This is a genomic window from Pseudomonas sp. TH49 (assembly GCF_016650625.1).
GTDB classification, from domain to species: Bacteria; Pseudomonadota; Gammaproteobacteria; order Pseudomonadales; family Pseudomonadaceae; genus Aquipseudomonas; species Aquipseudomonas fluorescens_H.
Map to the genome: position 1 here is coordinate 562,488 of NZ_JAEKFL010000002.1, position 24,060 is coordinate 586,547.

The following is a 24,060-nucleotide window of genomic DNA, read 5'->3' on the forward strand; positions in this document are numbered from 1 at the left end:
TCATGCACAGCTTTAGCTCTGTTCCGTGGACACATCACATGCAAATCTTGAGCATGCACATAGGATGTGAAATGACGTTAGAGGCCACCCATCTTTCCTGGCTCAAACAAGTCGGTACATTAACATCTGCGTGTGGCAAGCCGATCCCGACTTTTAAACTAGAATATGACGCCTTAAGCCACGAAATCATGTCGGCATGGGCAAAGCATTTCAGGAACCATTATTGTCAGGATGACGAGCTTCAGTTTCTTAAGAGCCCTTTAAAAACAAAATCTGAATACTTGCTAACCGAAAAATTTCCTCATGTTTCGATTGCTCCTGGTCCGAGCATAAGAGCAGGTGATTTTGCGGAGATTTTAGTTGCTGACTATCTCCAATTTATACGAAATTATGAGGTTCCTAGAACTCGGTATGATCGCAAGGCAATTGCTAATGAATCAACCAAAGGGTCTGACGTTATTGCTTTCAAAAAATCACCAGATATTATTAGTGATAACGATGAAATGCTTATCTTTGAAGTAAAAGCTAAAGCAAGTGAGTCGACGAGGGCTAACGTCCTTCAAGACGCAATCGATCATTCTATAAAGGATGAAATTCGAATTGCAGAGTCGTTGAGCGCCATGAGGCAAAAACTTTATGATCGAAAGGACTCGGATGGCCTGCAAATCGTAGATCGATTTCAAAGAGAGCCAGATCACCCGTGCAAACGGAGGTATGGCGCCGCAGCGGTTTGTACAGAATCCTCAATGCACGAAGCCGTGGTGACTACTTCAGCCACCATTAACCATCCAAGCGCAGACAAACTCGAACTTCTACTTATTAGTGGCAGCCAGCTGATGACGCTTATACACGAGCTTTATCGGAGAGCAGCAGATGAAGCTTGAGGTCAGAGCTCGAATTATCCTCGACGTTACTCGCGCTAAAGCGAAACAGTACGAGTTTGGCATCGAGGAACAGTTTCACATTGACCTGCCTCAGGACCCGAAACGACTTTTAGTATTTACTGTGGGTATCCTTGGTGAACTGGCAGCTTCGGAGTCTAGGGAAAATGACGACCGATACGAATACAGAGAAATTTTAAAAGAGCAATTAATACTAGCTGGTCAATATTTTGAGTCTATGAGTACCGCAAGGTTGACACCTGAGATAGACGAATATTTGAAAATTCTAAGCTCTGCGTCATATTATCTTGCTGACATGCCTGGAAGTTCATTGGTTTTGGCTCGCTCCATACCTGATTCGCCGGGGCATCTAACAGATAGTAAATTAGAGTTGTTTCTAGTATGGCTTTTAAAATCGGATTTGAGTAAAAATTTCACCCTAAGCCCGGTGAGTCAATATAACGAACAGATACAACGCACTGCGTTAGCCTTCCGAGCCTTTATAAACTTGGAGGCCGACGCATGGGATGTAGAAGAGGAACTGTCTGTTTTTCGAAATCTAATCTACTCCAGTGGCACAGATCGCGAAATACTAATTGCAGATACCATCACGGCATTAGTCAAGCGGAAGATGCATAATTCATCACTTGTTTGTCTTCCGAAATATACTGGACTTAGCGTGGATCAATGGAGGTCTGCTCTTTCCAATGACCGCTTCATGAAAGAATTTTGGCCTGGCCAAAGGCTCGTGGGCGAGCTAGGTGTTTTGAAGGGGCGGTCTGCTGTGATGCAGATGCCTACCAGTGCCGGAAAAACTAAGTCAGCTGAGCTTATTATTCGCAGTGCATTTCTTTCCGGGAGGGCAAAGCTTGCGGTTGTAGTCGCGCCATTTAGAGCATTATGCCGAGAAATCACCTATGGCTTTTTACAGAGCTTCGAACACGACTCAATCAACGTCAATGAGCTACGAGACATCACAAACGTTGATGAAGAAGAACAGGAGTTTCTGAAGTTTCTGTTAGGAGAAGCCTACAGAGGGAAATACGACCACACCATAATCGTTTCTACGCCTGAGAAGCTGGTTTACTTGTTGCGCCACGAACCAGCTCTAGCAGAAAAAATCAACTTGCTCATCTTCGATGAGGGGCATCAATTTGATAGCGGGAAACGTGGGGTAACCTACGAGCTTCTCATCGCTTCGCTTAAAGATGCAGTACCGAAGGATGCTCAGAAAGTCTTGATTTCTGCTGTGATGTCCAACGCAAAGACTATTGGCGAGTGGCTTAATGGCGAAACAGGTGAATACATTCAAGGTAGTAATTGGTTGCCTTCTATTAAAAGTGTTGCATTTCTCAGCTGGATTACCGAAATGGGCCAGTTAAGCTATCTAGGGAGAGATAATAAATTCGACAGCGGATTGTACGTTCCGCAGATAATTCAGCAGGTAAACCTCGGGCGCAGAGAAGGAGAAAAAGACGACTTTATATTCCCCCTCAGAGATAAAACTTCTACAGTCTCCTGCTACTTAGGACTAAAACTTTGCCATCAAGGTCCCGTCGCTATATTTTGCGGTGATAAAAGGTCGGTAACGACCCTCTGCAATACAATTGTAGACGTTTATGAACGTGGATTTCTTACTCCAAAACCAAGTGACATATCGGATCATGATGAGCTGTCAAAAATTGCTTTTTTGTCCAATCTACATTTCTCAGGAAGTCATATTTTTTCTCAAGCCATCCCACTAGGCGTGTTGCCTCATAGCTCAGCCGTCCCAAACGGCCTGCGAATCTCGGTCGAATGGGCGATGGATAGAAAGGTTGCACATTTAGTGGTTTGCACGTCTACTCTGGCGCAAGGGGTGAACCTTCCAATTAAGTATTTGCTTGTATCAAGTACCATGCAAGCAGGGCGGCGGATTTCTACGAGAGAATTTCAAAATCTTATTGGTAGAGCCGGGCGGTCTGGTTATCACACAGAAGGAAGTATAATTTTCACCGACCCTAAAATTTATGATAAGCGCCATTCGTGGCAAGGGCAACCTAACTGGATTAGAACTTTAAAGTTATTGGACTTTAATAATTCGGAAGCCTGTATAAGTAGTCTCAGCGAAATAATAGTGCCGTTTAAGTTCGAGCACGCAACTGATGATCTTTTAAATTTTATTCAGCAACCTGCTGCTCGTCGATCTCAGTGGGTGCAGTGGGGAGTCATTAATAACATTGAGGTTACTGATCTTCTGGCTGAAATGGATTATAAGGAGCAAACGCTGAATGCAATTGAGAGCTACTTTCTCTCGTTGTTAAAGGACGACAAATCTTTACTCCAGCTCGATGCTTTTTTAAGATTAGCTGAAGATACCCTTGCATATTATTTGGCGGAAGAAACCGAAAGAGCGCGGTTGTTGGAGATTTTCTCAATTATTCATAGACGCCTTCAATCTCTCCCCCCAGAAAAATTTTCGTATTATGGAAGAACTTTACTAGGCCTAGATCAGCTTATTTTTATCGAGCATTGGATTGATGACAATCTATGGGAGCTGGAGTTTTGTGACTCGCCAATAGAGCTGCTAGACAGTTGCTGGCCACTACTCAGCAAATTTGCAAACACAAAAATAGTCTCCAATATTCGCCCCGATGACAAGAGTGTTGAGATAGCGAAATTATGGTGCAAGGGGGAAAGCTATCACGAAATCTTTACATATGCAAAAACCAATAATATTAAAATCCAAGCTAAATCGAGACTTTATAGTATCACTCAAGAGCACATAGTTGACTTCTGCACAGCACTTTCTTATGACGGAATGCTGATAATAGGTAGCCTCGCAGATATAATTGAGGGTAGGTCTCTGAACGATACGATCCTAGCCTATGCGCGTTCACTTCAAAATCAGCTCAAGCTTGGTCTTTCAGATGAGTTTCACATGTGGTTGTACGGCCAAGGCTATGCTGATAGAGAGGTGTCAAAGTTTATTGCTAATGGTCTTGAAAAAGTAATGATTGGAAAAAATATCATCGATTACAAAGTCCTCAAAAGCAACCCAGAAACTCTTGCTCAAGCTTTATCGAAGTTACCGACAGTGTTCTCAGAGATCAAAGTTCGCTAATGCCTGACTATTAAATTAATTTCTTCAAATCTATTCAGGCTTAGTAGCGCAACTGTAAACTCACCTAGACACTTCATGAATGTATGGAGTTAAATCACGACTAGATTGTGCATAAATTTGACTGTGCGCTGATTTTGCTATTGCTATATTGAACATGTGGACTTGCTCAGCATTTTGCTCAAATATATCGCCGCTCTTATATTGCTCTTTGCTTGAAATTATCATAGCTATTTTAGGCGAGAACGGATAGTAAAATTCAACTTCCGCTACAGGCGCCGACCAACCTAGGCTGGCTGCATAGGTGTTGATTATAGGCTGATCTCCGGTTATAAAGTTAGTGTCGGTGTTATTTATAAGCAATGCTGGCTTGAATTCCTCTCTTCTTGCAAAGGTCGACCACGCCATATTTGTTGCGTATATATGTCTGAATACGCCAAACGTTCTTTCTATCATGCCTGGGAAAAAACTCTCAGTATTCTTTATCATATTTTCTTTTATTCTGTTTGTGCGCAAGTACTGGACACAGATAAAGTGGGAGAAGTTCATGTATTCTTCCTCACTATGGAAAAGGCTAGTATCTCGCCGCAGGATTTTGTCTATATGTCTTATGGCTCCAGCTTCAATTGCTGAATGTAGATCCTCTTCAATATTTATGGCTAACTCATCAAATGCTTCAACAAGGCCTGGGCGGTTTATATCTCTCTCAGATAATTGTTTTTTTATCGTGAATAGCATTTGAAATGCTTTTATCCAGCCTGCATTCGCCTCTTTTAGCATTTTGTTTGTTGTGATTTCAATAGCCGTTTTATTTATAATTAGTATATCACTTGCAGTGAGCTCACTTATTTTATAGAAATCTCGTTTTTGTGCCACGCCCATGAGGTTTGATAAAAATGTTTTCCCATCGTGATGGCACCAGATTTGATCATTGCTAGACCACGACCTAAGATAATGCCTCCACACATAATGTTGACGTCTTTTTTTCATCACACATGGTCTCAGATTAATACATAACTTTTGGTTAAGGGGCGGCGGAACGCTGTCCCAGTGAGCGGAGCAAGCGACTTGAACCACTGGTTAGACGTGGTGACAACCCGTGCGCTGGATTAACAGGCAACGCTGACTGTACCGCAAGCCAAACTGCAGTGGCGAGCAACGAATTTGCGGACGTAGGCATACGGGGAATTGCCAGATGCTGAAAGGCATTTGTCGCCGCGATGTACTGGAAACGCGCCGCGGACATGTAGCCCTTTTTACTCCGAAGCTAATTGCTTGCTGTTATGCGGAGGCTCCGCCGAGTTAATAAGTTAATGCTCCCGTGCAATAAAACAAAATCGCCCCTAATTTCCTAGACGCATCCGACCGCCTGCTTTTGGCCGAAAGCAGACCCGTCTTAAGCTTCCGCTTCTGGCCGAAAGCAGCCATCGGGTGTGAAAAATAGATCAACGCACGCGAGTCATCTGGTACCGCAACGAGATGGCCATCTGCTGCCATACAACCATTTTCCCTCACCAGTTATCCTGCGCACCCCACGAATGACAGGAATCAGCAGCTAGGACGTAGCATTTTAGGCTTTGTCCTACAGCCTGCACTTGGGCTTTCCGATAGCGTGCGGCTGTCAGAACTTCAAGTCAGTATTCCCGAAATGACAAGGATGATGCATGAGTGAATATGGAAATGTACCAAGGCCCGCGCTACCTAACCCACCAAGAAAAAAGGTCTATCGCGGAGTAGAACCGACCGACCTGCACGCCAAGTACTGGGCGGAATACCCTGAGGAACCGGCGGAGAAACCGGCTGCTGCGAAGGCACCAGCGGAGCCCGGTTTCTACATCGTTCAGCAAGTCATGCCGCGCTCTGCGCTAGAAGCTGCACTGTTCGATAAGCCGGATGGGGCGACGCTTGAGAAATTCACGCGCCTCAACCCTCACGTCACCGGTTATGCCAAGCCCGGTCAACTTATCGTGTTGAGTGATCCGAACAATCCGCAGTGCACGCGTGAAGAAGCGTTGCTCATGGAAGCGGCTCAGAAAGTGGATGCTGCACTCAAACCCATGAGCGATGAAGAGGCGAGCTTCATGGTTCGCTATCGGGGCGAGATTGAATCCATTCTTTCGCAAGGTTCAACATCAATCGGTGTGGGTGAATCGATTTTCGCCAAGAACCTGGAGGACGTGAAAACCTCGCTGAAGGAAATCGAAGCGTTGCACCAGAAAAGTTTTCAGCGTGACGGTCACTTGCGTAGTTCAGAGTTCTTTGCAGAACGTGCACGTTTGTTTGCCAAGCTCGATAGACAGCTCACCGGTTTAACCAGAAAGGGCATCGGCTTCCCTGATCATCCGAGCCTGAAATCAGCTCTCGGCATATCCAGCAAAAGTCTGGTGCATCACTGGAGTCTGGCGGGGGCTCCGGGGCAGATTCCTGGCTACGCCACTCATACGGAAGGTGTCGCGAGAGCAGCCAAGGTTGTTAAGTACGGTGGCTGGATTGGTACAGCCGTAGGTGGTGGGGCGTCTTACATGAAGGTTCAAGAAGTCTGTGCGGCAGGCAACAAAGACGCCTGTGAAAAGATCAAATATACCGAGGGTGGTAACTTCGTCGGAGGAGTGGCCGGCGGTGCTGCTACCGGTGCGTTTTTGACCGGCTCCACGGCGGGGATTATCTGTGTCGGCTTAGGTGTGCCTACAGGTGGCATGGCAACCTTGGCATGTGGCGTCATCGTCGTAGCTGCAGGTTCATACGCTGGTGGGGCCCTTGGTGGGGCTACAGGCGAGTGGGCCGGTGAGAAGATCTATGAGGCAAGTAAATGAGTTTGAACGTCGTTGATAAGGTACTTCTATCCATTGCCGTCGTTGATCTGGCAGGGCTTATTCTTTGGATTGGAGTCTGTTTGCACCTGGCTTATACGAAGATGGATTTGATGTTGGAGCACCTGAAGAATTGCTCAGCCATCATGACTCGCGCACCACTTAGGCACGGTGGACCTTGGGGAAAGCTTCTGCTCGTGGGTGGTATTTCAGGCATCGTCACCTTCCCCAAGTTTTATTTGAAAAGGGGCGAGCTAAGCTCCGAAGATTTGGCCAGTTTCCCACCCCATCTCAAGCGTAAGTTAGTAGTGCTGCAATGGAGCGTTATTTGCCTGTTGTTGGTCATGATCAGCTTCGGAATAGCTGTTAAATCAGGTTTCGTTTAGCGCCTCTGAACTGCGCGGGTCGCGCCGTAGGCACAGTGAAGTCTGGATAAGCGCCGATGGTTAAACAGGCGGGTGTCAGGTGAGCCGGCTGGCGGAATGATTTACGAGGTCACCAAATGAATATCGCAGAACTAATAGCCGGAGGGTTGTGTGGCGTAGTGATTATCTCAATGCTCATCTGGATCGGGATTGCGCTCCACATTGCGCACATCAAGACGGACGTGATCCTTGAACACCTCAAAAACAGCTCTGCCGGCACCAGGTTAGCTGCGCTGAAGCACGGAGGTGCGTGGGGCAGATTGCTTTTGGTAGGTGGCGCCTCTGGTCTCGTTACGTATGCGAATTTCTACATCAGGCGCGGCACGCTTAACATCGAGGATGTAGCAAGCTTTCCGGCCTCACTCAGGCAGAAACTTGTATGGATGCAATGGAGCGCTATAGTGCTGCTTTTTGCGATGGTTTTACTTGTTGCTTTGGGTAAATCAGGAGTTCTCAAATAACCTGGCATCAGGTTTTTTCCCTTGTTTGAACACTCGTAGGTGCAACAGGTACAGGGTCAGTGGGAAGATTTATTAGGCGGGCGAATGAGTTTGAATGTTATTGATACAGTACTTCTTTTCATGGCGATGATTGGTCTGGTGGGGATTGTTCTTTGGATAGGCGTGTACGAAAACGGGACGGATTTATTTTTCAATGCCGTCGAGGCTAGTGAGAGAGAGATAAGTCTGCCCTATTATCATTCAATTAGCTGAATGGGGAGTAATTTCCAGTGTTTGGACGCCTGCTTTGAAGGGAAAGGGACTGATCTATTCCCAGAAAATAAATCAACCCCTTTGTTTTCTTTTGTTGTCTTCTCTACTTTGCAGGGCTTGAGTCTTCAATGTGCTTGGTCAGATGCTTAGGATTCGGCCAGTCATTTCTAGATTTTGGCAGAGAAATTTTAACTCCTTCATATTGCCAATAATCAGTGTTTTTCATATCGCTGGCGAGACGAACAGCCATCGTTTTTGGGTCAATCCAAAGACGCCCCATATCGAACAATGTGTGGATGTCCGACCTCAGAAGCAGTCCATTATCAGTTCGGTTTGTATGGATGCCGCGATATGGAATGATGTGTGCGGCTTCAAGCACATCAACCGTAGAACATCCCGTGACTGCGCATTTCTCTTCGTACGCGACCAGCATCAACGAACGGAAATTAAACTGCCCTTGCCGCATGGCAACCTGCATCAATACTCGCTTCCGACCATCTAATTCGCTATCGATCGGTGCCATCTCAATCGCGTCGACTTCTCGACGAGCTAATGTCGCAGCATGTGCAATCAATGTTTGCGGCGCCTGGTATACCTTGCCATTGCCTGCAAAGTCGTATTCCAGTATCCAAACCCCATGAACCTCAGGAATATAGGGTTCGTACCGAACCTTTGTCTCGGAGAACGTTTTGAATAGCCTGTCGGCAGCATGCCCAGAATCACTTCTGCGTCCTTTTTTCACGCCTTGATAATGGGCCCTGATATCGCTATTGACTGACATTTTCTCCAGATCGGGCCTGATATTTTCTGAATTGAACTGTGGATCTCGCATTGCGATCAGCGCCCTTACCTCGGCCACGGATACAGCACGCCCAAGGTCAAATACTGCTTCTCTGACAAGCTCCCACCGCAGCCTGCCATGCCTGCCTTTTCTGTCCCCTGAGCGTGCCTGGATTTCACCAATCATCCTTTCGGCATGTTTTTCTGAATCAATGCTCTCTTTGGTTTGTCGGGGCTGCTGCCGATTAGCCTCATCGATGTTGACTGCATGACTTATATCCTCAACAAAATATCGCCAGTCAACTGCACGTTCGTGCCGATGGTCCGACAAGGAACCACTCGGAAGTTGGAGGTGCAATCGGTATGTTTCATAACCGAGGACTATCCCTGCACCCACATACCCATGACCGTTGACATAGGCGATGACCCAGTCGCCCGGAATAAGCTGATTTAGGATTATGTCTCCACGATCACCTGACTGGCCTTTGTAGCCGGCCGTAATGACCTTTCGGTCCAGATTTTGTGCCCACCACTCGGAAGTGGCGGGTAAGCCGATGTTGAAGACGTAATAAGCCAAATGCTGACTCCATTCAATTTTAGGTTCAGAAGTGATGCAGGAATTTTTCAAACAGATGCAAGTTTACCGGTGCAGCATCCAGTAAGTCATTTGTCCATGCGATGGTTGGCGATTTGAAGGCGACGTAGTTGCTCGAATAACCGAACTGTTGTCCACGTCGTAGTTCGAGCCTGGGGGTGGTTTATTGAAGGACGAGGTGACTGAGTGAGGCTCCGATAAACGCCAACGTTTAAAAAAACATCTCCAGACACTCTCTCAGGCTACATATCCTTGCGCCTTTGCCTACAGCTACGCCAGAATCCGCCGGCTTGTGCGCCTTGGGAGCGGGTTCTATTGTGGTTCGGTCGCTGACGAATCAGCGATCGGGTTTGGTAGCCCGGCTTAGACTTGGCGCATTGCGTCACCCGATGCAGGCCCTTTTGGGGCTGTGTATTTATGGTGGCCATGCGCAGGGCGTCTTCGGGCGCGCCGGTTTTCCAAGTCACCGGTCTACCAACCTTCGTATGGCCACCACCCCTTCGTTTGGTAGCGAAAGATGATGGCTCCTTTTCTAAGATTTGGAGATTCACTCATGATCAAACCAACACCCAACCCGCCCGAAACCGCCTCGGTTTCCCCCTACGAATCCATCGATTCCAAAAAACTCCACGAAGCCGCCGATCGCGCGCTCGACCATTACCTCTGTCCGCCCGGTTCCACGCCGCCGCCGCGTAAAACCCGTGGCATGTATGCCGTGACGGCGGACAACAAAACCGAAGAACTGCTGGTCGATGCCAGTGAAACACTCGCTTCGGCCAAAACCCTCGCGCAGAACATCGCCAGCTTGTTGCCGGTGTCGCAGCGTCATGCGCTGGCGGGGATTGCGCAGTTGATCATGCTGGGGGAGTTGGCGGTGAATCGGGCGTTGGATAATTTGCAGTTGCCGGGGTGATGCGGGTGTCGGGATCACCTGGTGATTGATCGGGTGTTCATTCTGGCGCCTTCGCGAGCAGGCTCGCTCCCACAGGGATTTATGTTGATTACAGATTTTGTGTAAGTCGCTGAAACCGGTGGGAGCTGGGGACAGAGGGGACGGATTTATTCTCGGAAAATAAATCGGTCCCCTCTGTCGCGCAGTTCGCCGATCCGCCACGCACAGGCGTCATAAAACATTGATGATTTGAGCGCGGCGTCTGCAAGCCAGAAAACCGGATTTCCCCTACAACGAACAGCGATCCATCCTGCATTCAAAGTTGAGTCTGTTCGCCAAAGTCCCCCGTTTTCAGAACTGGAGACGGGCGTGGCCAGACTCATTCCGCAAAGCGAGCTGCATGGTCAGCGAGACCAGATCCTTGATTCCTACCAAGCCATGGAAGAATTCCGACAGGCAATGAATCGCCCGGACGACTTGCCCGGATTCGACGACTTGTTAAAAGCCATGGGCCTGCATCGTTCCAACTACAGGCAAGGCGCGAATAAGCGAAAACTCATCGATGCTGTGCATAACGGTGAGTGGGCAGTAGTGAAACCGCGCAAGGTTGCAGATAGCAGCGGTGCCTCCTGGAGCGCCTTCAACCCCAAACCCGAGCCTCCTCCCGCACAACATCTGGTGGAGGAACACGCCTATACCTTGCCGCAACCCGCCGAATCGGGTTTCCACATCGTTCAGAAACCTATGACGCTCGAAGCGCTTGAACGGGAGTTGTACGAAATAAGGCCTGGCGATTCACTGCTTCGCGAATTCCGCTCACTCAATCGACACCTCGGTGAGCGGGTCAAACCTGGGCAAATGGTCTTGTTCAGTGACTCTCGCAACTATATGTGCCGGCGCGAAGAAGCGCAGATGATGGCCGCTGCGGAGAAGGTGAACGAGGCGTTGAAAGACCTTTCGGATGAAGAAGCTTCGTTCATGGTTGAGCACCATGAGGTCATTGAGCCGTTTCTGGAGGTGTCGGCGGGGTCGCTGGGGATTGCCTCTTATATGATCGGCCAGCATCTGGATGGGTTGAAAAAAGCTTTGCAGGATATGGAGCAACTGCACCAGCAGCATTATCGGCAATACGGGCATCTTCGCTCGCCGGATTTTTTTGCACAGCGCAAACGGATCTTGACGAAGCTTGATGGTGGCCTTGGGGCGCTGGTACGCAAGGGAACCGGAATTGCCGATCACCCCAAGCTTAAAAGAGCATTGGGTTTGTCGACTCGAAGAACCATTCACCGTTGGGATAAAGCGGGAGGTCCCACTCAGTTGCCGGGATATGCGTCCAACATCGTTGGCGTTGCGCGGGCGGCAAAGTTCATGCAGATCGGAGGTTACGTCGGAATAGGTTTAGCAACAGGGGCGGCAACTCTACGAATCAACGAAGTGTGCCGTACCGGTACTGATCAAGAATGCCAGAAGGTTAAATTCATCGAAGGCAGTAAACTGGCAGGTAACGTTGGAACAACTCTCGCGGCAACCACATATACCGCACCGCTCACAATGGAGTATTGCGCAGGTGTTGCACTAAAAACACGAGGCATTGGCGGCGTTATTTGCGTCCTCGTCATCAGCGGCGCGACAGCTTCTGTAGCAGGCAATACAGGATCTAAGATCGGCGATGTCGTCGGTGAAATCGTTTACGAAGTAACCTCAAATGACTGAAATCAAACTTCTGTTCGCCGCCACTGGCATTGCGTTACTGGTGCTGATCATCTCCAACGTTCTGGTGATGATCTATGTCGGGTATTTCAAGCTTTCCGAAATTGAATTGCACCTTGAAAATTGCTTTCTGCTCCACAACTGCCCTCAGAAGGGACGTTCCGGTTTTTGGGCGCGAAGGTACAGGCTCAACCTGATCACTGCTTTGCTTCGTAAACGTCCTTCGCGCCTGTTGCTGGATAATCCGAGCGCGCTCGAAGATGTCCAGAGCCTTCCGCTGAATTTGCGGCGGTGGGTCGAAATTCCATATCGATTGAATGCATTTTCTCTGCTGGGAATTCTGGCTTTGTATGGTTGGGCGGAATATTTAGGACTGTTCGAGTAAGCACCATGAGAAACCTGTCGTCTATCAAGTGCTATCGCGAGCCGTCTGGGTGCCGTGGAGACAGAAAAAGGATGTTTGATGATGGTGAGTTTTCAGGGCAAGAAACTCATGAGTATTCCGAATAATGGAAATCACCGAAATAGTATTTGCCTGGGCATGTGGGGCGCTGATCCTGCTGGGCGTGATCAACTGCGCAATGATTTTCTACGCCGTTTATACAAAACTCGATGCTCTGGAAAAACACTTTGATGAGTGGCTGTACCTATCCATGGACTGTGGTTCATCAGGGGGAAGTTTTTACTCGAGAACTCAGCGGATGACCGCTGTCAGCCAGTTGATTACATCCAAGAGTATCCAACTGCAGGAACCCTTGCTGATCGATGCCGTTCAACGCCTGCCCAGCGGACTCAGGTTCTGGGCGACGAGTCCATTTCATGTCAGCTATGTCGTGTGCGGTGCATCGTGGGTGATTTGGCTTTATGGGAAATACAAAGGTTTTTTGTAGGAGCAGGTGTCTTTGACGGTTCGGCGATTCGTAAGGGCTAGGGACTTTCGGCCCGGCTGAGCAACGTTTCCAGGCGGGCCAGGGGCGGGGCGTCCTGGTTGCGGTTGAAGACCTGGATGCCGACCTTGAGCAGTCGGCCGTTTTCGGCAGCTGCGATTACCTGCTCACACCGCAACAACAACCGTCCCTGATCACAATCAACAGCTTTCACACCAGTCGGCATTCGGCCTTCCAGTTGCAGCTCCGCCATGCGTGTCTGCGCCGCAATCATCGCCACCGACCGATCCCGTAAAATCCCGCTGCTCTGCGTCATCAACCCCGCCACGCGCACAGCCGCCGACATCGCCACGGCAATGATCGCCAGCGCCACCAGCACTTCAATCAGGGTGAAACCCGCTTCTCGGGAACACGCGCGCATAAAAGGCCCAAAACCAGAACACAGCCCTCGACCCTAACCCCCGTCCTTGACGGCTTGACGACGAAAACTCCCGAGGATTTTCAACATCCCTGACATATCTTCTTGCAACACTGCGCGTCGAATCGAATCAAGCCAAGGGAATGTCGAGATGGATATCGCGCAGTTCAAACAGCCCGGACGACCGAGCCGGATGCCCCGTGGGCAGCAGGGTTTTACCCTGATCGAGATCATGGTGGTGGTGGTGATTCTCGGGATTCTGGCGGCGATGGTGGTGCCCAAGGTGCTCGATCGGCCGGATCAGGCGCGGGCCACGGCGGCGAAGCAGGATATTGGCGGTTTGATGCAGGCGCTAAAGTTGTATCGCCTCGATCACGGTACTTATCCGAGCCAGAGTCAGGGTTTGAAAGTGCTGGTGGAGCGGCCGGCGGATGCGAAGAACAGTAACTGGCGTTCGTACCTGGAGCGTTTGCCGAACGATCCGTGGGGTCGGCCTTATCAGTACCTCAACCCCGGCGCGAATGGCGAGATCGATATCTTTTCCCTCGGTGCCGACGGTCAGCCTGACGGCGACGGCGTGAATGCCGATATCGGTTCCTGGCAGCTGTAAGGCCGGCGATGAACAGCCAATCGAACCAGCAGGGGATGGCGATCATCAGTGCGCTGTTGATTGCGGCGGTGGTCGCGGTGATTGCAGCGGGGATGTTGACCCGGCAGAGCGTTTCGACTCGTGCGCTAGAGGCGGACCAACAGCGGGTGCAGGGACGCTGGGTGTTGCACGGCGGTCTGGAGATCAGCCGGCAATTGCTCTGGGATGCGCGGCAGCGTGATCCGTTGACCCGGCTCGATCAGCCGTGGGCGCAGCGCTTGAGTGCGCAGGGTTTCGAGGGGCGGCTGGAGGATGAGCAGGGCAAGTTCAACCTGCGCAATCTGGTGGCCAACGAGCGTGTCGATGAGGCGCAGGTGCAGGCGTTTCAGCGGTTGTGCGAGTTGATCGGCATCAGCGCCGGGTTGAGTCAGCGCATCAGTCAGCGGGTGATCGGCTCTTATCCGTATCTGTTGAACCCGCAGATTGCCGAAAACACCGCGAGCAAAAACGGCTTTGACAGTGGCCGCGCCACGTCGCCGAATGCGTCGCGCAAGCCACAGAATCCGAAGTTGCCGATGCTGCGCAGCGTTGATGATCTGCGTAGCGTGGAGGGTGTGAATGAGGCGGTCATCGGCAAACTGGCGCCGTACCTGACGGTGATCCCGGCGACCACTTGGCTCAATGGCAATACCGCCACCGCACCTGTGTTGGCCGCGTACGTGCCGGGGTTGTCGCTGGAGCGCGCGCAGGCGCTGATCAATGAGCGCGATGCCGGGCGCTGGTTCATCAACCGTGGCGATTTCGTCAACCGCTTGCGCATGCCCAATCTGGAGCTGACCAGCGTCAAGGTCGGCATCACCAGTGACTGGTTTCGTCTGCGCGGCGAGGCGCGGCGTGATCAGCGTCGGGTCAGTCTCGATGCGTTGCTGCACCGCAGCGAGGATCGTCTGCCACAAGTGATCTGGTCGCGGGTGGGTGTATGAGTCAGTTGCGTGTGAGTTTGCCGCCACTGGCGGGGTTGAGTCTCGACAGTGAGATGGAATGTGCGTGGCTGGACCGTCAGGGGCAGGTCATTCGTGAGCAGCCTCTGACCTTTAGCCAACTGGGGCAGTCAGCGAAGCAGCCAGCGCTGAGCGCTTTTCTGCACCCGTCGGACAGCCTGCTGGCGAGCATCGAATTGCCGCCGTTGCCAGCGAACAAGACCGCAGCGGCGGTGCAATGTGCGGCGCAGGCCTTGATGCTCGGCGACAGCAATGACATGCACATCGCCCACAGTTCGCGGGATGAAGCGGGGCAGGTGCAGATCGCCTGGGCGCCGCGTCAGCGCTTGCTGCACCTGGGGCAACTGCTGAAACAGGCCGGTCTGAATCTGCGCGGTCTGTACCCGGCGGCGTACAGCTTGCCGGTGCTGCCGGGCACGGTGGCCTGTCGGCAGGACGGCCATTTGTTGCTGCGCGAAAGCGTGCAGGTGGCGCGGGTGCAGCCGCTGTTCGACGAGGAGATTGGCGATTGGCTGCTGACCTGCGGCACGCCGCTGCACTGGATCGGTTCGGCACCGCCGCCGCAAGCGCAATTACCGATGGCTGAGGCGCAGCGCTGGACCGGGCCGTTGCCCGGTTGGGGCCTGCAGGGTGCGGTGCAACAGCAGCGCAGCGAGCATCGCGGTTGGGGCCGGGCGTTAGGACTTTGCGCATTGGCGGTGGCGGTGTGGGTGATCGGTTTGAATCTGTATGCCGCTCGCGAGGCGAGTCAGGGCCAGCAGCTCAAGGCGCAAATGGCGCAGCGGGTGAAGCAGGCCTTTCCCGAGTTGCCGGTGATCCTCAATCCGCTGCAGCAGGCGCGCCAGCAATTGGCGGCGCGGCAGAAGGGCGCGGCGGAGGACCCGGCGCAGCCGTTCAATCGGCTGGTGTTGCAGGCCGGCAGTGGCATGCCGTTCATGGCCGGCACGGTCGAGCGCCTGACGTTTGTTGATGGCACCTTGCAGTTGAGTCTGCTGGCCGATGCCCGGCGCAGCGCCAATGACAAGGACAAGGATTGGCAAGCCGCATTGGCTCAGGTCGGGATCAGTGCGACGGCTGACGATGAAGGCTGGCTGCTGCGCCCGAGCGACGAAGTCACGACCCCCGACGAAAGCGCTGACGACAGCGGAGCAGAAGATGAATAAGGCATCGCTCGCGGTTTATCGCGCCCGTTGGCAGCGTTTCAGCGCGCAACTTCAGGCGCGCTGGCAAGCGCTGGCCCTGCGCGAAAAACGCATGGTCGGCGGCATGGCGGTGGTGCTGTTGTCGTTGTTGGTGTGGGTCGCATTGATTCAGCCGCCGCTGAAAAAAATCAGCTATTGGCAAAGCGAAACGCCGAAGCTGCGCGCGCAGACCGAAGCCCTTGAAGTGCTGTTGCGCGAGGTCAGCGTGCGTCCGCAGGGGCAAAGCATCGAGCAGTCTCTTGAGCAGACCCTGCAGGCCAGCGGCCTGGCCGGGCACTACCAATTACAGGCCGGGGAGGCCGGCGCATGGCAGTTGACGTTCGACGCGGCGCCGGCCGATGCGCTGCTCGACTGGCTGTTGAGCAACCCGGCACAACTTTCTCTGCAAGTGGTCGAGGCCCGTCTGCAACGCGCCGACAACGCTTCGACCGAAGTCACTGCCGGCACATTGTCAGGCACCGTTCGCATGGATCAGGCGCTGGGCGCTAAGGAAGCTTCATGAAGGGGTCAGGATCCAAACCGGCGCGCATGGCGTTGCCGATGCTGCTGATGGCGTTGAGCGCGTGCAGCAACACTACCACTCCGCCGAACCAGCCGCCATTGCTGGTGGACAGCGAACTCGGCCGGCCACTGGCCAACACCCAGCGCAGCGGCGATGCGCTGCTCGATCGTCAACGCGCCCAGGCGCAAGCGGCGCCGCAACCACGGCAAATGCACAACATCACTGAGCGTGCGCGCAGTGGCGCGGCTCCGCGCAGCAACACGCTGGCGAGCAACCCGTTGGGTGATCAGCCGGTGACGCTGAATTTTGTCGATGCCGATATTCAAGCGGTGGTGCGTGCGCTGTCGCGCTCGACCGGCCAGCAGTTTCTGGTCGACCCTCGGGTCAAGGGCAACCTGACGCTGGTTTCGGAAGGTCAGGTGCCGGCGCGGCAGGCCTACGACATGTTGCTCGCGGCGTTGCGCATGCAGGGTTTCAGCGTGGTCGATGTCGGCGGCGTCGCCCAGGTGGTGCCGGAAGCCGATGCGAAACTGCTCGGCGGACCGATCTACAGCCCGGACAAACCCGCCGGCAATGGCATGCTCACGCGCACCTTTCGCCTGCAATACGAGAACGCGGTGAACCTGATTCCGGTGCTGCGCCCGATCGTATCGCCGAACAATCCGATCAATGCCTACCCGGGCAACAACACTATCGTCGTCACCGATTACGCCGAGAACCTGACCCGCGTCGCCCAGTTGATCCAGACCATCGACAGCCCGAGCGCAATCGACACCGACGTGGTGCAGATCCAGAACGGCATCGCCGCTGACATCGCGCCGATGGTCGCGGATCTGCTCGACGCGCCGGGCAACGATCCGACGCAGAAAATCGCGGTGATCGGCGACCCGCGCTCCAACACCATCATCATCCGCGCCGGCAGCCCCGAGCGCACCGAGCTGGCGCGCAATCTGATCTACAAACTCGACAACGCGCAGAGCAATCCGAGCAACCTGCACGTGGTTTATCTGCGCAACGCGCAAGCGGCGAAACTGGCGCAGGCGTTGCGCGGGCTGCTCACCGGCGAGAGCGACAGCGGCACCAGCGACAGTGCGCGCTCGGTGCTCAGCGCCATGGGCAGCAACGGCAACAATGGCGGGTCGAGTGCGCAGAGCGGCACGCAAACCAGTGGCAACACCTCGACCACCTCAAGCACTGGCAATACCGGCGGCAGTTACGCGCAGGGCAGCAGTGCGACCAGCAGCGCCGGCAAACAGGCCAGTGAACAGAACGTCGCGTTCAGCGCCGGCGGGGTGACAATTCAGGCCGACGCCACCACCAACACCTTACTGATTTCCGCGCCGGACCCGTTGTATCGCAATCTGCGCGAGGTCATCGATTTGCTCGACCAGCGCCGTGCGCAAGTGGTGATCGAGAGCCTGATCGTTGAGGTCGGCGAAGACGATGCCAGCGAGTTTGGCGTGCAGTGGCAGACCGGTAATCTCGGCGGCAAAGGCGTGATCGGCGGGGCGAACCTCGGTGGGTCAGGGATCAATCTCAACGGTAAGACCAGTCTCGACGTGCTGCCGCAAGGCTTGAACCTCGGCTACGTCAACGGCACGGTCGACATCCCCGGCATCGGCAAGATCCTCGACCTCAAAGTGCTGGCCCGAGCGTTGAAGAGCAAGGGCGGCACCAACGTGCTGTCGACGCCAAACCTGCTGACCCTGGATAACGAAGCGGCGAGCATTTTTGTCGGCCAGACCATTCCGTTTGTCAGCGGCAGCTATGTCACCGGGGGCGGGGGGACGAGCAACAACCCGTTCCAGACCGTGACCCGTGAAGAGGTGGGGTTGAAGCTGAATGTGCGGCCACAGATTTCCGAGGGCGGGACGGTCAAGCTCGATATCTATCAGGAGGTCAGCAGCATCGACGAGCGCGCTTCGGCCAGCGCGGCGTCGGCGGGCATCGTCACCAACAAACGGGCGATCGACACCAGCATCCTGCTCGACGACGGCCAGATCATGGTTCTCGGCGGCTTGCTGCAGGACGGCTACAGCCAGAGCAACGAAGCGGTGCCATGGCTGGGGACGCTGCCGGGGATCGGTGCACTGTTTCGCAACGAACGCCGGGCGATCACCAAGACCAACCTGATGGTGTTCCTGCGCCCGTACATCATCCGCGACAGCGAAGCGGGGCGCAGCATCACCCTCAACCGCTACGACTTCATGCGCCGCGCCCAGGGTGGGCTGCAACCGGAGCGCAGCTGGGCAATGCCGGACATGCAGGCGCCGCAGCTGCCGACGGCGGCGCAGGGGGTTCCGGCGGTGGTACCGGGGACGGGGCCGAGAGCGACGATCAAGGCTGTGCCGATCGAAGGGAGCACACGCTTTTGAATCCCTCCATCAATCTGAGAAGTAACCCTGTAGTGAGGGGATTTATCCCCGATGGGCAGCGAAGCGGCCCTAAAACCTATGCACGCGGTGAGTTAGATGTATTCGGATGTCAGGTTTCGGGGCTGCTGCGCAGCCCATCGGGGATAAATCCCCTCACCACAGGAACACCTCCAGGCAGAGAGAGTGGGGAGGTTTTGAGATGAGTGCGCTTCCCTGCGCTTGGTCCAAGGCCATGAACTCGGCGCGCAAGCTGAAAAACATTCCTGTGGCGAGGGAGCTTGCTCCCGCTGGGCTGCGCAGCAGCCCTAAAGCCTGCTACTCCATTCTTCCAGATACACCCTGCATGCCGGATTTACGGGGGCTTCGCCCCCGAGCGGGAGCAAGCTCCCTCGCCACACAAACATGTACAGACCCTCGAGTTGGGGAGGGCATGAGATGAGTGCGCTTCCCTACGCTTGGTCCAAGGCCATGAACTCGGTCCGCAAGCTGAAAAACATTCCTGTGGCGAGGGAGCTTGCTCCCGCTGGGCTGCGCAGCAGCCCTAAAGCCTGCTACCCCATTCTTCCAGATACACCCTGCGTGCCGGATTTACGGGGGCTTCGCCCCCAAGCGGGAGCAAGCTCCCTCGCCACAAAAACATGTCCAGACCCTCGAGTTGGGGAGGTTTTGAGATGAGTTCGCTTCGCTGCGCTTGGTCCAAGGCCATGAACTCGGTCCGCAAGCTGAAAAACATTCCTGTGGCGAGGGAGCTTGCTCCCGCTGGGCTGCGCAGCAGACCTAAAGCCTATGCACGCGGTGAGTCAGATGTATTCGGATGTCAGGTTTCGGGGCTGCTGCGCAGCCCATCGGGGATAAATCCCCTCACCACAAAAACATGTCCAGACCCTGGGGTTGGGGAGGGCTTTAGATGAGTGCGCTTCCCTACGCCTGGGCCAAGGCCCAGCGCATTCTGTTGTGCGACGGCGTGCTGACCGTTTGCCCATCGACGCCGGGCTGGTCGATCAGTGAGGTGCGGCGCCAGTTCGGTGAAACCTCGCTCAAGCGCGTGCGCGACGACGAGCTCGACGGCCTGCTCGCCACCGCCTATGCCGACACCGGCAGCGCCGCCGCTGTGGTCGGTGCGGCAGAGAACGAAGTGGATCTCGACCGGCTGATGCAGGACATGCCGGAAATCACCGATCTGCTCGACACTCAGGACGGCGCGCCGGTGATCCGCATGATCAACGCCTTGCTCACACAGGCTGCGCGGGACGAGGCCAGCGACATTCACATCGAACCGTTCGAAACCCATTCGGTGGTGCGCTACCGGGTTGACGGCACCCTGCGTGATGTGGTCTCGCCGCGCAAGGCGCTGCACGGCGCGCTGGTGTCGCGGATCAAGATCATGGCGCAACTCGACATCGCCGAAAAACGCTTGCCGCAGGACGGTCGTATCGCGCTGCGTGTGGCTGGGCGGCCGATCGATATTCGCGTGTCGACCGTGCCCACCGGGCATGGCGAGCGGGTAGTGATGCGCTTGCTCGACAAGCAGGCCGGGCGCCTGCATCTGGAAACCTTGGGCATGGATGCGCAGGTGCTGGCCAAACTCGATCATTTGATCCGCCAGCCCCACGGCATCGTGCTGGTCACCGGCCCCACCGGCAGCGGCAAGACCACCAGCCTGTACGCTGCGCTGGCGCGCCTGGATGCCAGCACCAGCAACATCCTCACCGTCGAAGACCCGGTGGAATACGACCTGCCGGGGATCAGCCAGATTCAGGTCAACGCCAAGATCGACATGACCTTCGCCCTGGCCTTGCGGGCGATTCTGCGCCAGGACCCGGACATCATCATGATCGGCGAGATCCGCGATCTGGAAACTGCACAAATCGCCGTGCAGGCGTCGCTCACCGGTCACCTGGTGTTGGCGACGCTGCACACCAACGACGCGGTGTCGGCGGTCAATCGCTTGATCGACATGGGTGTCGAGCCGTTTCTGCTGGCCTCGTCGATGCTTGGGGTATTGGCACAGCGGCTGGTGCGACGCCTTTGCAAAGCGTGCAAACAGGAGGATCCAGCAGCGCCGGGGACGTGGCGCCCGGTCGGCTGCGCCGCCTGCAATCACACCGGCTACAGCGGCCGTACCGGCATCCACGAATTGTTCTGCATCGACGACGACATCCGCACCCTGATTCACCAAGGCGCAGGGGAGCAGGCCCTGCGTGCGGCAGCGGCCAAGGCCGGGATGTTCAGCCTGCGCGAGGACGGCGAGCGCTGGATTCGCAGCGGTGCCACCGCGCCTGAAGAAATTCTCCGTGTGACCCGGGACGCCTGATGAATCGCTATCGTTTTGAAGCCGCCGACGCCACTGGCAAGATTGATTCCGGGCATCTGGAAGCCGACAGTCAGGGCGCCGCGTTTGGCGTGTTGCGCAGCCGTGGGTTGACTGCGTTATCGGTGCACAAGGAGAGCAACGTCGCCCAGCATGGCGGCGGTGGCCTGTTCAGTGCGCGGATGTCGGATAACGATCTGGCCTGGGCCACCCGGCAATTGGCGAGTCTGCTCGGGGCCAGCCTGCCGCTCGAAGCGGCACTCAGCGCAACGGTGGAGCAGGCCGAGAAAAAACATATCGCCCATACCCTCAGCGCGGTGCGTGCCGACGTGCGCAGCGGCATGCGTCTGGCCGAGTCTCTGGCCGCACGGCCACGGGATTTTCCGGAGATCTACCGCGCGCTGATCGCCGCCGGGGAGGAGTCCGGTGATCTGGCGCAGGTGATGGAGCGCTTGGCCGACTACATCGAGGAGCGCAACAACCTGCGCGGCAAGATTCTCACCGCGTTTATCTATCCCGGTGTGGTCGGGCTGGTGTCGATCGGCATCGTGATTTTCTTGCTCAGTTACGTGGTGCCGCAGGTGGTCAGTGCGTTTTCCCAGGCGCGGCAGGACTTGCCGGGGCTGACGTTGGCGATGCTCACCGCCAGTGATTTCATTCGGGCGTGGGGCTGGCTATGTGCGGCGCTGATCGCGGGTGCTTTCTGGAGCTGGCGTCTGTACCTGCGTAATCCGGCGGCACGTTTGAGTTGGCATCATCGGGTGCTGAAATTGCCGCTGATCGGACGTTTCGTCCTGGGCCTGAACACCGCACGCTTTGCCTCGACCCTGGCGATTCTCGGCGGTGCCGGTGTGCCGTTGTTGCGGGCGCTGGAGGCGGCGCGGCAGACGCTATCGAATGATCGCCTGAGTCTGAGTGTCAGCGATGCGACAGCCAAGGTTCGCGAAGGGGTGAATCTTGCGGCGGCTCTGCGAGTGGAGAACGTATTTCCGCCGGTATTGATTCACCTGATCGCCAGCGGCGAGAAAACCGGCGCACTGCCGCCGATGCTCGAACGGGCGGCGCAGACTCTGTCCCGCGATATCGAACGGCGGGCAATGGGCATGACCGCGTTGCTCGAGCCGCTGATGATCGTGGTGATGGGCGGGGTGGTGCTGGTGATTGTGATGGCGGTGTTGTTGCCGATCATTGAGATCAACCAGTTGGTGCAGTAGGTGATTTTTTGGGTGTCTGGTCTGGCGTCATCGCGAGCAGGCTCACTCCTACACGTGTAATGCATTTCAATTTGTAGGAGTGAGCCTGCTCGCGATGACGCCGGCCGAAACAGCAAAAACTTCAGATATTTTCCCTTCAGCCTGATGCTCACCCGACCCTCATTCCCCCCATCCTCGGGTTCTCCTTTCTGTCATCTGCAACCACCCCGCAATGGCTGCAGCCAATTTCAGCAAAACCCCCGATCCAGACCCCTCGCAATCCCCCACAAACACCCGAGAAAACCACCGGAAAATCAGCGCGCAGCTCCCGAGGTTTTTTCCTTTATCTGTCACCGGAAACTGCGAATTTCTCAGTGCGACTTAACCACGGACCCCGCTTGCGAAGGTCGGCGGTGAGTCCTCCCAGTGTCATGCAAGACCCCTGAAAACCTGTGTTCACAACCATCGTTGAAAAGGAGATTCTTCATGTTCAAGCGCACTCTGATCGCAGCTTCCCTGACCGTCGCCGCGCTGGCTTCCGCTCAAGCCATGGCCGTTACCGGTGGTGGCGCTACTCTGCCAGCCGCTCTGTACAAAGGTTCGGCCGACAGCATCCTGCCTGCCAACTTCAGCTACGCCGCCGTGGGTAGCGGTGCCGGCAAGACTGCCTTCCTGACCAACGTTGCCACTGGCTTCGGCACCACCGGTACTGTGCACTTCGCCGGTAGCGACTCGGTACTCAGCGCTTCGGAAATCAGCACCTACAACACCAACTTCGGCGCTGCCTACGGCCCGCTGATCCAGCTGCCATCGGTTGCCACTTCGGTTGCCATCCCGTACAAAAAATCCGGTCAGACCGCGCTGAACCTGACCAGCGCTCAACTGTGCGACGCTTTCTCGGGCACCGTCACCACTTGGGGCGGCCTGCTGGGCACTGCTGACACCACCCCGATCCGCATCGTTTATCGCAACGTGTCCAGCGGTACTTCGGAAATCCTCACCCGTCACCTGAACGCTGTCTGCCCAACCAAGTTCACCACCAACTCGACGTTCGTCAACGCCCGTCCAGCCGGTTCCACCCTGCCATCGAACTGGGTTGGCGTCGCCAACACTGCTGACGTGGCACCTGCTGTGGCCGCGGTTGACGGCTCGCTCGGCTATGTCGGTCCGGACGGTGTAGATGCCACCAGCAACGCGCTGGTTGCCCGCGTCAACAACGTTCAGCCAACTTCCGCCAACGTTGCGCTGGCACTGTCCTCGGTGACCCCACCTTCGACTGCTGCCCTGGCTGCCGATCCGACTCGCTGGTCGCCAGTGGTGGCTAACCCGGCCATCGGTTACAAACTGGCGGCCTACACCAACTTCATCGTCGGTCAGTGCTACAAGGATGCAGCCGTGGCCAACGACGTGAAGGCTTTCCTGACCACGCACTACAACACCACCACCAACGACCTGGCGGTCAAGAACCACGGTTTCGTGACCGTGCCTGCCGCCTGGAAAACCAAGGTGTACGAAACATTCGTCAGCAACGCTGCCGGCTACAACCTGAACATCAACAACACCAGCGTCTGCAACACCATCGGTCGTCCTTTGTAAGACGTTCGATTCAACCCGCAACACGAATGGCGGCCCCTCGGGGCTGCCATTTTTTTTGCCCGTCCAAATCGCCTGCGCCC

General features: G+C 55.0%; 21 protein-coding genes. 18 read left to right on the forward strand and 3 right to left on the reverse strand.

Annotated elements, in window-relative coordinates:
* Window positions 1-71: 71 nt before the first annotated feature.
* A complete protein-coding gene (locus JFU48_RS19995) occupies window positions 72-884 on the forward strand; it encodes a Hachiman antiphage defense system protein HamA (RefSeq protein ID WP_201137409.1) in 813 nt (270 codons plus the stop codon).
* Entirely contained in the window at window positions 874-3,984 is a 3,111-nt protein-coding gene (locus JFU48_RS20000) for a DEAD/DEAH box helicase (RefSeq protein WP_201137410.1), read from the forward strand. The genes JFU48_RS19995 and JFU48_RS20000 overlap by 11 nt, the downstream gene beginning before the upstream one ends.
* Before the next feature lie 60 nt (window positions 3,985-4,044).
* Here the strand turns inward: JFU48_RS20000 and JFU48_RS20005 are convergent, their stop codons facing one another.
* A complete protein-coding gene (locus JFU48_RS20005) occupies window positions 4,045-4,971 on the reverse strand; it encodes a DUF4238 domain-containing protein (RefSeq protein ID WP_201137411.1) in 927 nt (308 codons plus the stop codon).
* A 674-nt stretch (window positions 4,972-5,645) separates the two neighbouring features.
* Between JFU48_RS20005 and JFU48_RS20010 the strand changes: the two genes are divergently transcribed.
* From JFU48_RS20010 to JFU48_RS20025, 4 genes are all read left to right on the forward strand, one after another.
* A complete protein-coding gene (locus tag JFU48_RS20010; RefSeq protein WP_201137412.1) occupies window positions 5,646-6,794 on the forward strand; it encodes a hypothetical protein in 1,149 nt (382 codons plus the stop codon).
* A complete protein-coding gene (locus tag JFU48_RS20015) occupies window positions 6,791-7,177 on the forward strand; it encodes a hypothetical protein (protein ID WP_201137413.1) in 387 nt (128 codons plus the stop codon). The genes JFU48_RS20010 and JFU48_RS20015 overlap by 4 nt, the downstream gene beginning before the upstream one ends.
* A 116-nt stretch (window positions 7,178-7,293) precedes the next feature.
* Window positions 7,294-7,677 (forward strand): hypothetical protein, encoded by a 384-nt coding sequence (locus JFU48_RS20020; protein ID WP_201137414.1) that lies wholly within the window; start codon window positions 7,294-7,296, stop codon window positions 7,675-7,677.
* An 84-nt stretch (window positions 7,678-7,761) separates the two neighbouring features.
* The gene (locus tag JFU48_RS20025; RefSeq protein ID WP_201137415.1) at window positions 7,762-7,929 is read left to right on the forward strand and encodes a hypothetical protein; all 168 of its coding nucleotides are present in this window, start codon (window positions 7,762-7,764) and stop codon (window positions 7,927-7,929) included.
* Window positions 7,930-8,032: 103 nt separating this feature from the next.
* Here JFU48_RS20025 and JFU48_RS20030 read toward each other — a convergent pair whose 3' ends face one another.
* Entirely contained in the window at window positions 8,033-9,286 is a 1,254-nt protein-coding gene (locus JFU48_RS20030; RefSeq protein WP_201137416.1) for an HNH endonuclease, read from the reverse strand.
* 571 nt (window positions 9,287-9,857) lie between these two features.
* Between JFU48_RS20030 and JFU48_RS20035 the strand changes: the two genes are divergently transcribed.
* The 4 genes from JFU48_RS20035 (at window position 9,858) to JFU48_RS20050 (ending at window position 12,796) form a co-directional block, all read left to right on the forward strand.
* Window positions 9,858-10,217: a DUF6124 family protein gene (locus tag JFU48_RS20035; RefSeq protein WP_095136351.1), complete on the forward strand. Its 360-nt coding sequence runs from the start codon at window positions 9,858-9,860 to the stop codon at window positions 10,215-10,217.
* Window positions 10,218-10,565: 348 nt separating this feature from the next.
* The gene (locus JFU48_RS20040) at window positions 10,566-11,909 is read left to right on the forward strand and encodes a hypothetical protein (protein WP_201137417.1); all 1,344 of its coding nucleotides are present in this window, start codon (window positions 10,566-10,568) and stop codon (window positions 11,907-11,909) included.
* The gene (locus JFU48_RS20045; RefSeq protein WP_103486240.1) at window positions 11,902-12,291 is read left to right on the forward strand and encodes a hypothetical protein; all 390 of its coding nucleotides are present in this window, start codon (window positions 11,902-11,904) and stop codon (window positions 12,289-12,291) included. The genes JFU48_RS20040 and JFU48_RS20045 overlap by 8 nt, the downstream gene beginning before the upstream one ends.
* Window positions 12,292-12,415: 124 nt before the next feature.
* Complete coding sequence (locus JFU48_RS20050) at window positions 12,416-12,796, forward strand: hypothetical protein (RefSeq protein WP_103486241.1); 381 nt, start codon at window positions 12,416-12,418, stop codon at window positions 12,794-12,796.
* 37 nt (window positions 12,797-12,833) lie between these two features.
* Here JFU48_RS20050 and gspI read toward each other — a convergent pair whose 3' ends face one another.
* On the reverse strand, window positions 12,834-13,214 hold the full coding sequence (gene gspI, locus JFU48_RS20055; RefSeq protein ID WP_201137418.1) for a type II secretion system minor pseudopilin GspI: 381 nt from the start codon (window positions 13,212-13,214) through the stop codon (window positions 12,834-12,836).
* 148 nt (window positions 13,215-13,362) lie between these two features.
* On the opposite strand from gspI, the gene gspG reads away from it, so the two are divergent.
* The 8 genes from gspG to JFU48_RS20095 all read left to right on the forward strand — a co-directional run bounded on the left by gspG (window position 13,363) and on the right by JFU48_RS20095 (window position 23,980).
* On the forward strand, window positions 13,363-13,821 hold the full coding sequence (gene gspG / locus JFU48_RS20060) for a type II secretion system major pseudopilin GspG (RefSeq protein WP_027613117.1): 459 nt from the start codon (window positions 13,363-13,365) through the stop codon (window positions 13,819-13,821).
* A gap of 8 nt (window positions 13,822-13,829) precedes the next feature.
* Window positions 13,830-14,783: a type II secretion system minor pseudopilin GspK gene (gspK, locus tag JFU48_RS20065; RefSeq protein ID WP_201137419.1), complete on the forward strand. Its 954-nt coding sequence runs from the start codon at window positions 13,830-13,832 to the stop codon at window positions 14,781-14,783.
* Window positions 14,780-15,964, forward strand: a complete 1,185-nt coding sequence (gene gspL, locus JFU48_RS20070) for a type II secretion system protein GspL (protein WP_201137420.1) — start codon at window positions 14,780-14,782, stop codon at window positions 15,962-15,964. The genes gspK and gspL overlap by 4 nt, the downstream gene beginning before the upstream one ends.
* A complete protein-coding gene (gene gspM / locus JFU48_RS20075; RefSeq protein WP_103521949.1) occupies window positions 15,957-16,505 on the forward strand; it encodes a type II secretion system protein GspM in 549 nt (182 codons plus the stop codon). Before gspL ends, gspM begins: the two co-directional genes overlap by 8 nt.
* Window positions 16,502-18,880, forward strand: coding sequence for a type II secretion system secretin GspD (gene gspD, locus JFU48_RS20080; protein WP_201137421.1), 2,379 nt, complete (start codon window positions 16,502-16,504; stop codon window positions 18,878-18,880). The genes gspM and gspD overlap by 4 nt, the downstream gene beginning before the upstream one ends.
* Window positions 18,881-19,787: 907 nt before the next feature.
* A complete protein-coding gene (gene gspE / locus JFU48_RS20085) occupies window positions 19,788-21,194 on the forward strand; it encodes a type II secretion system ATPase GspE (protein ID WP_201137422.1) in 1,407 nt (468 codons plus the stop codon).
* Entirely contained in the window at window positions 21,194-22,405 is a 1,212-nt protein-coding gene (gspF, locus tag JFU48_RS20090; RefSeq protein ID WP_201137423.1) for a type II secretion system inner membrane protein GspF, read from the forward strand. Before gspE ends, gspF begins: the two co-directional genes overlap by 1 nt.
* Window positions 22,406-22,870: 465 nt before the next feature.
* Window positions 22,871-23,980: a substrate-binding domain-containing protein gene (locus JFU48_RS20095; RefSeq protein ID WP_201137424.1), complete on the forward strand. Its 1,110-nt coding sequence runs from the start codon at window positions 22,871-22,873 to the stop codon at window positions 23,978-23,980.
* Window positions 23,981-24,060 lie beyond the last annotated feature (80 nt).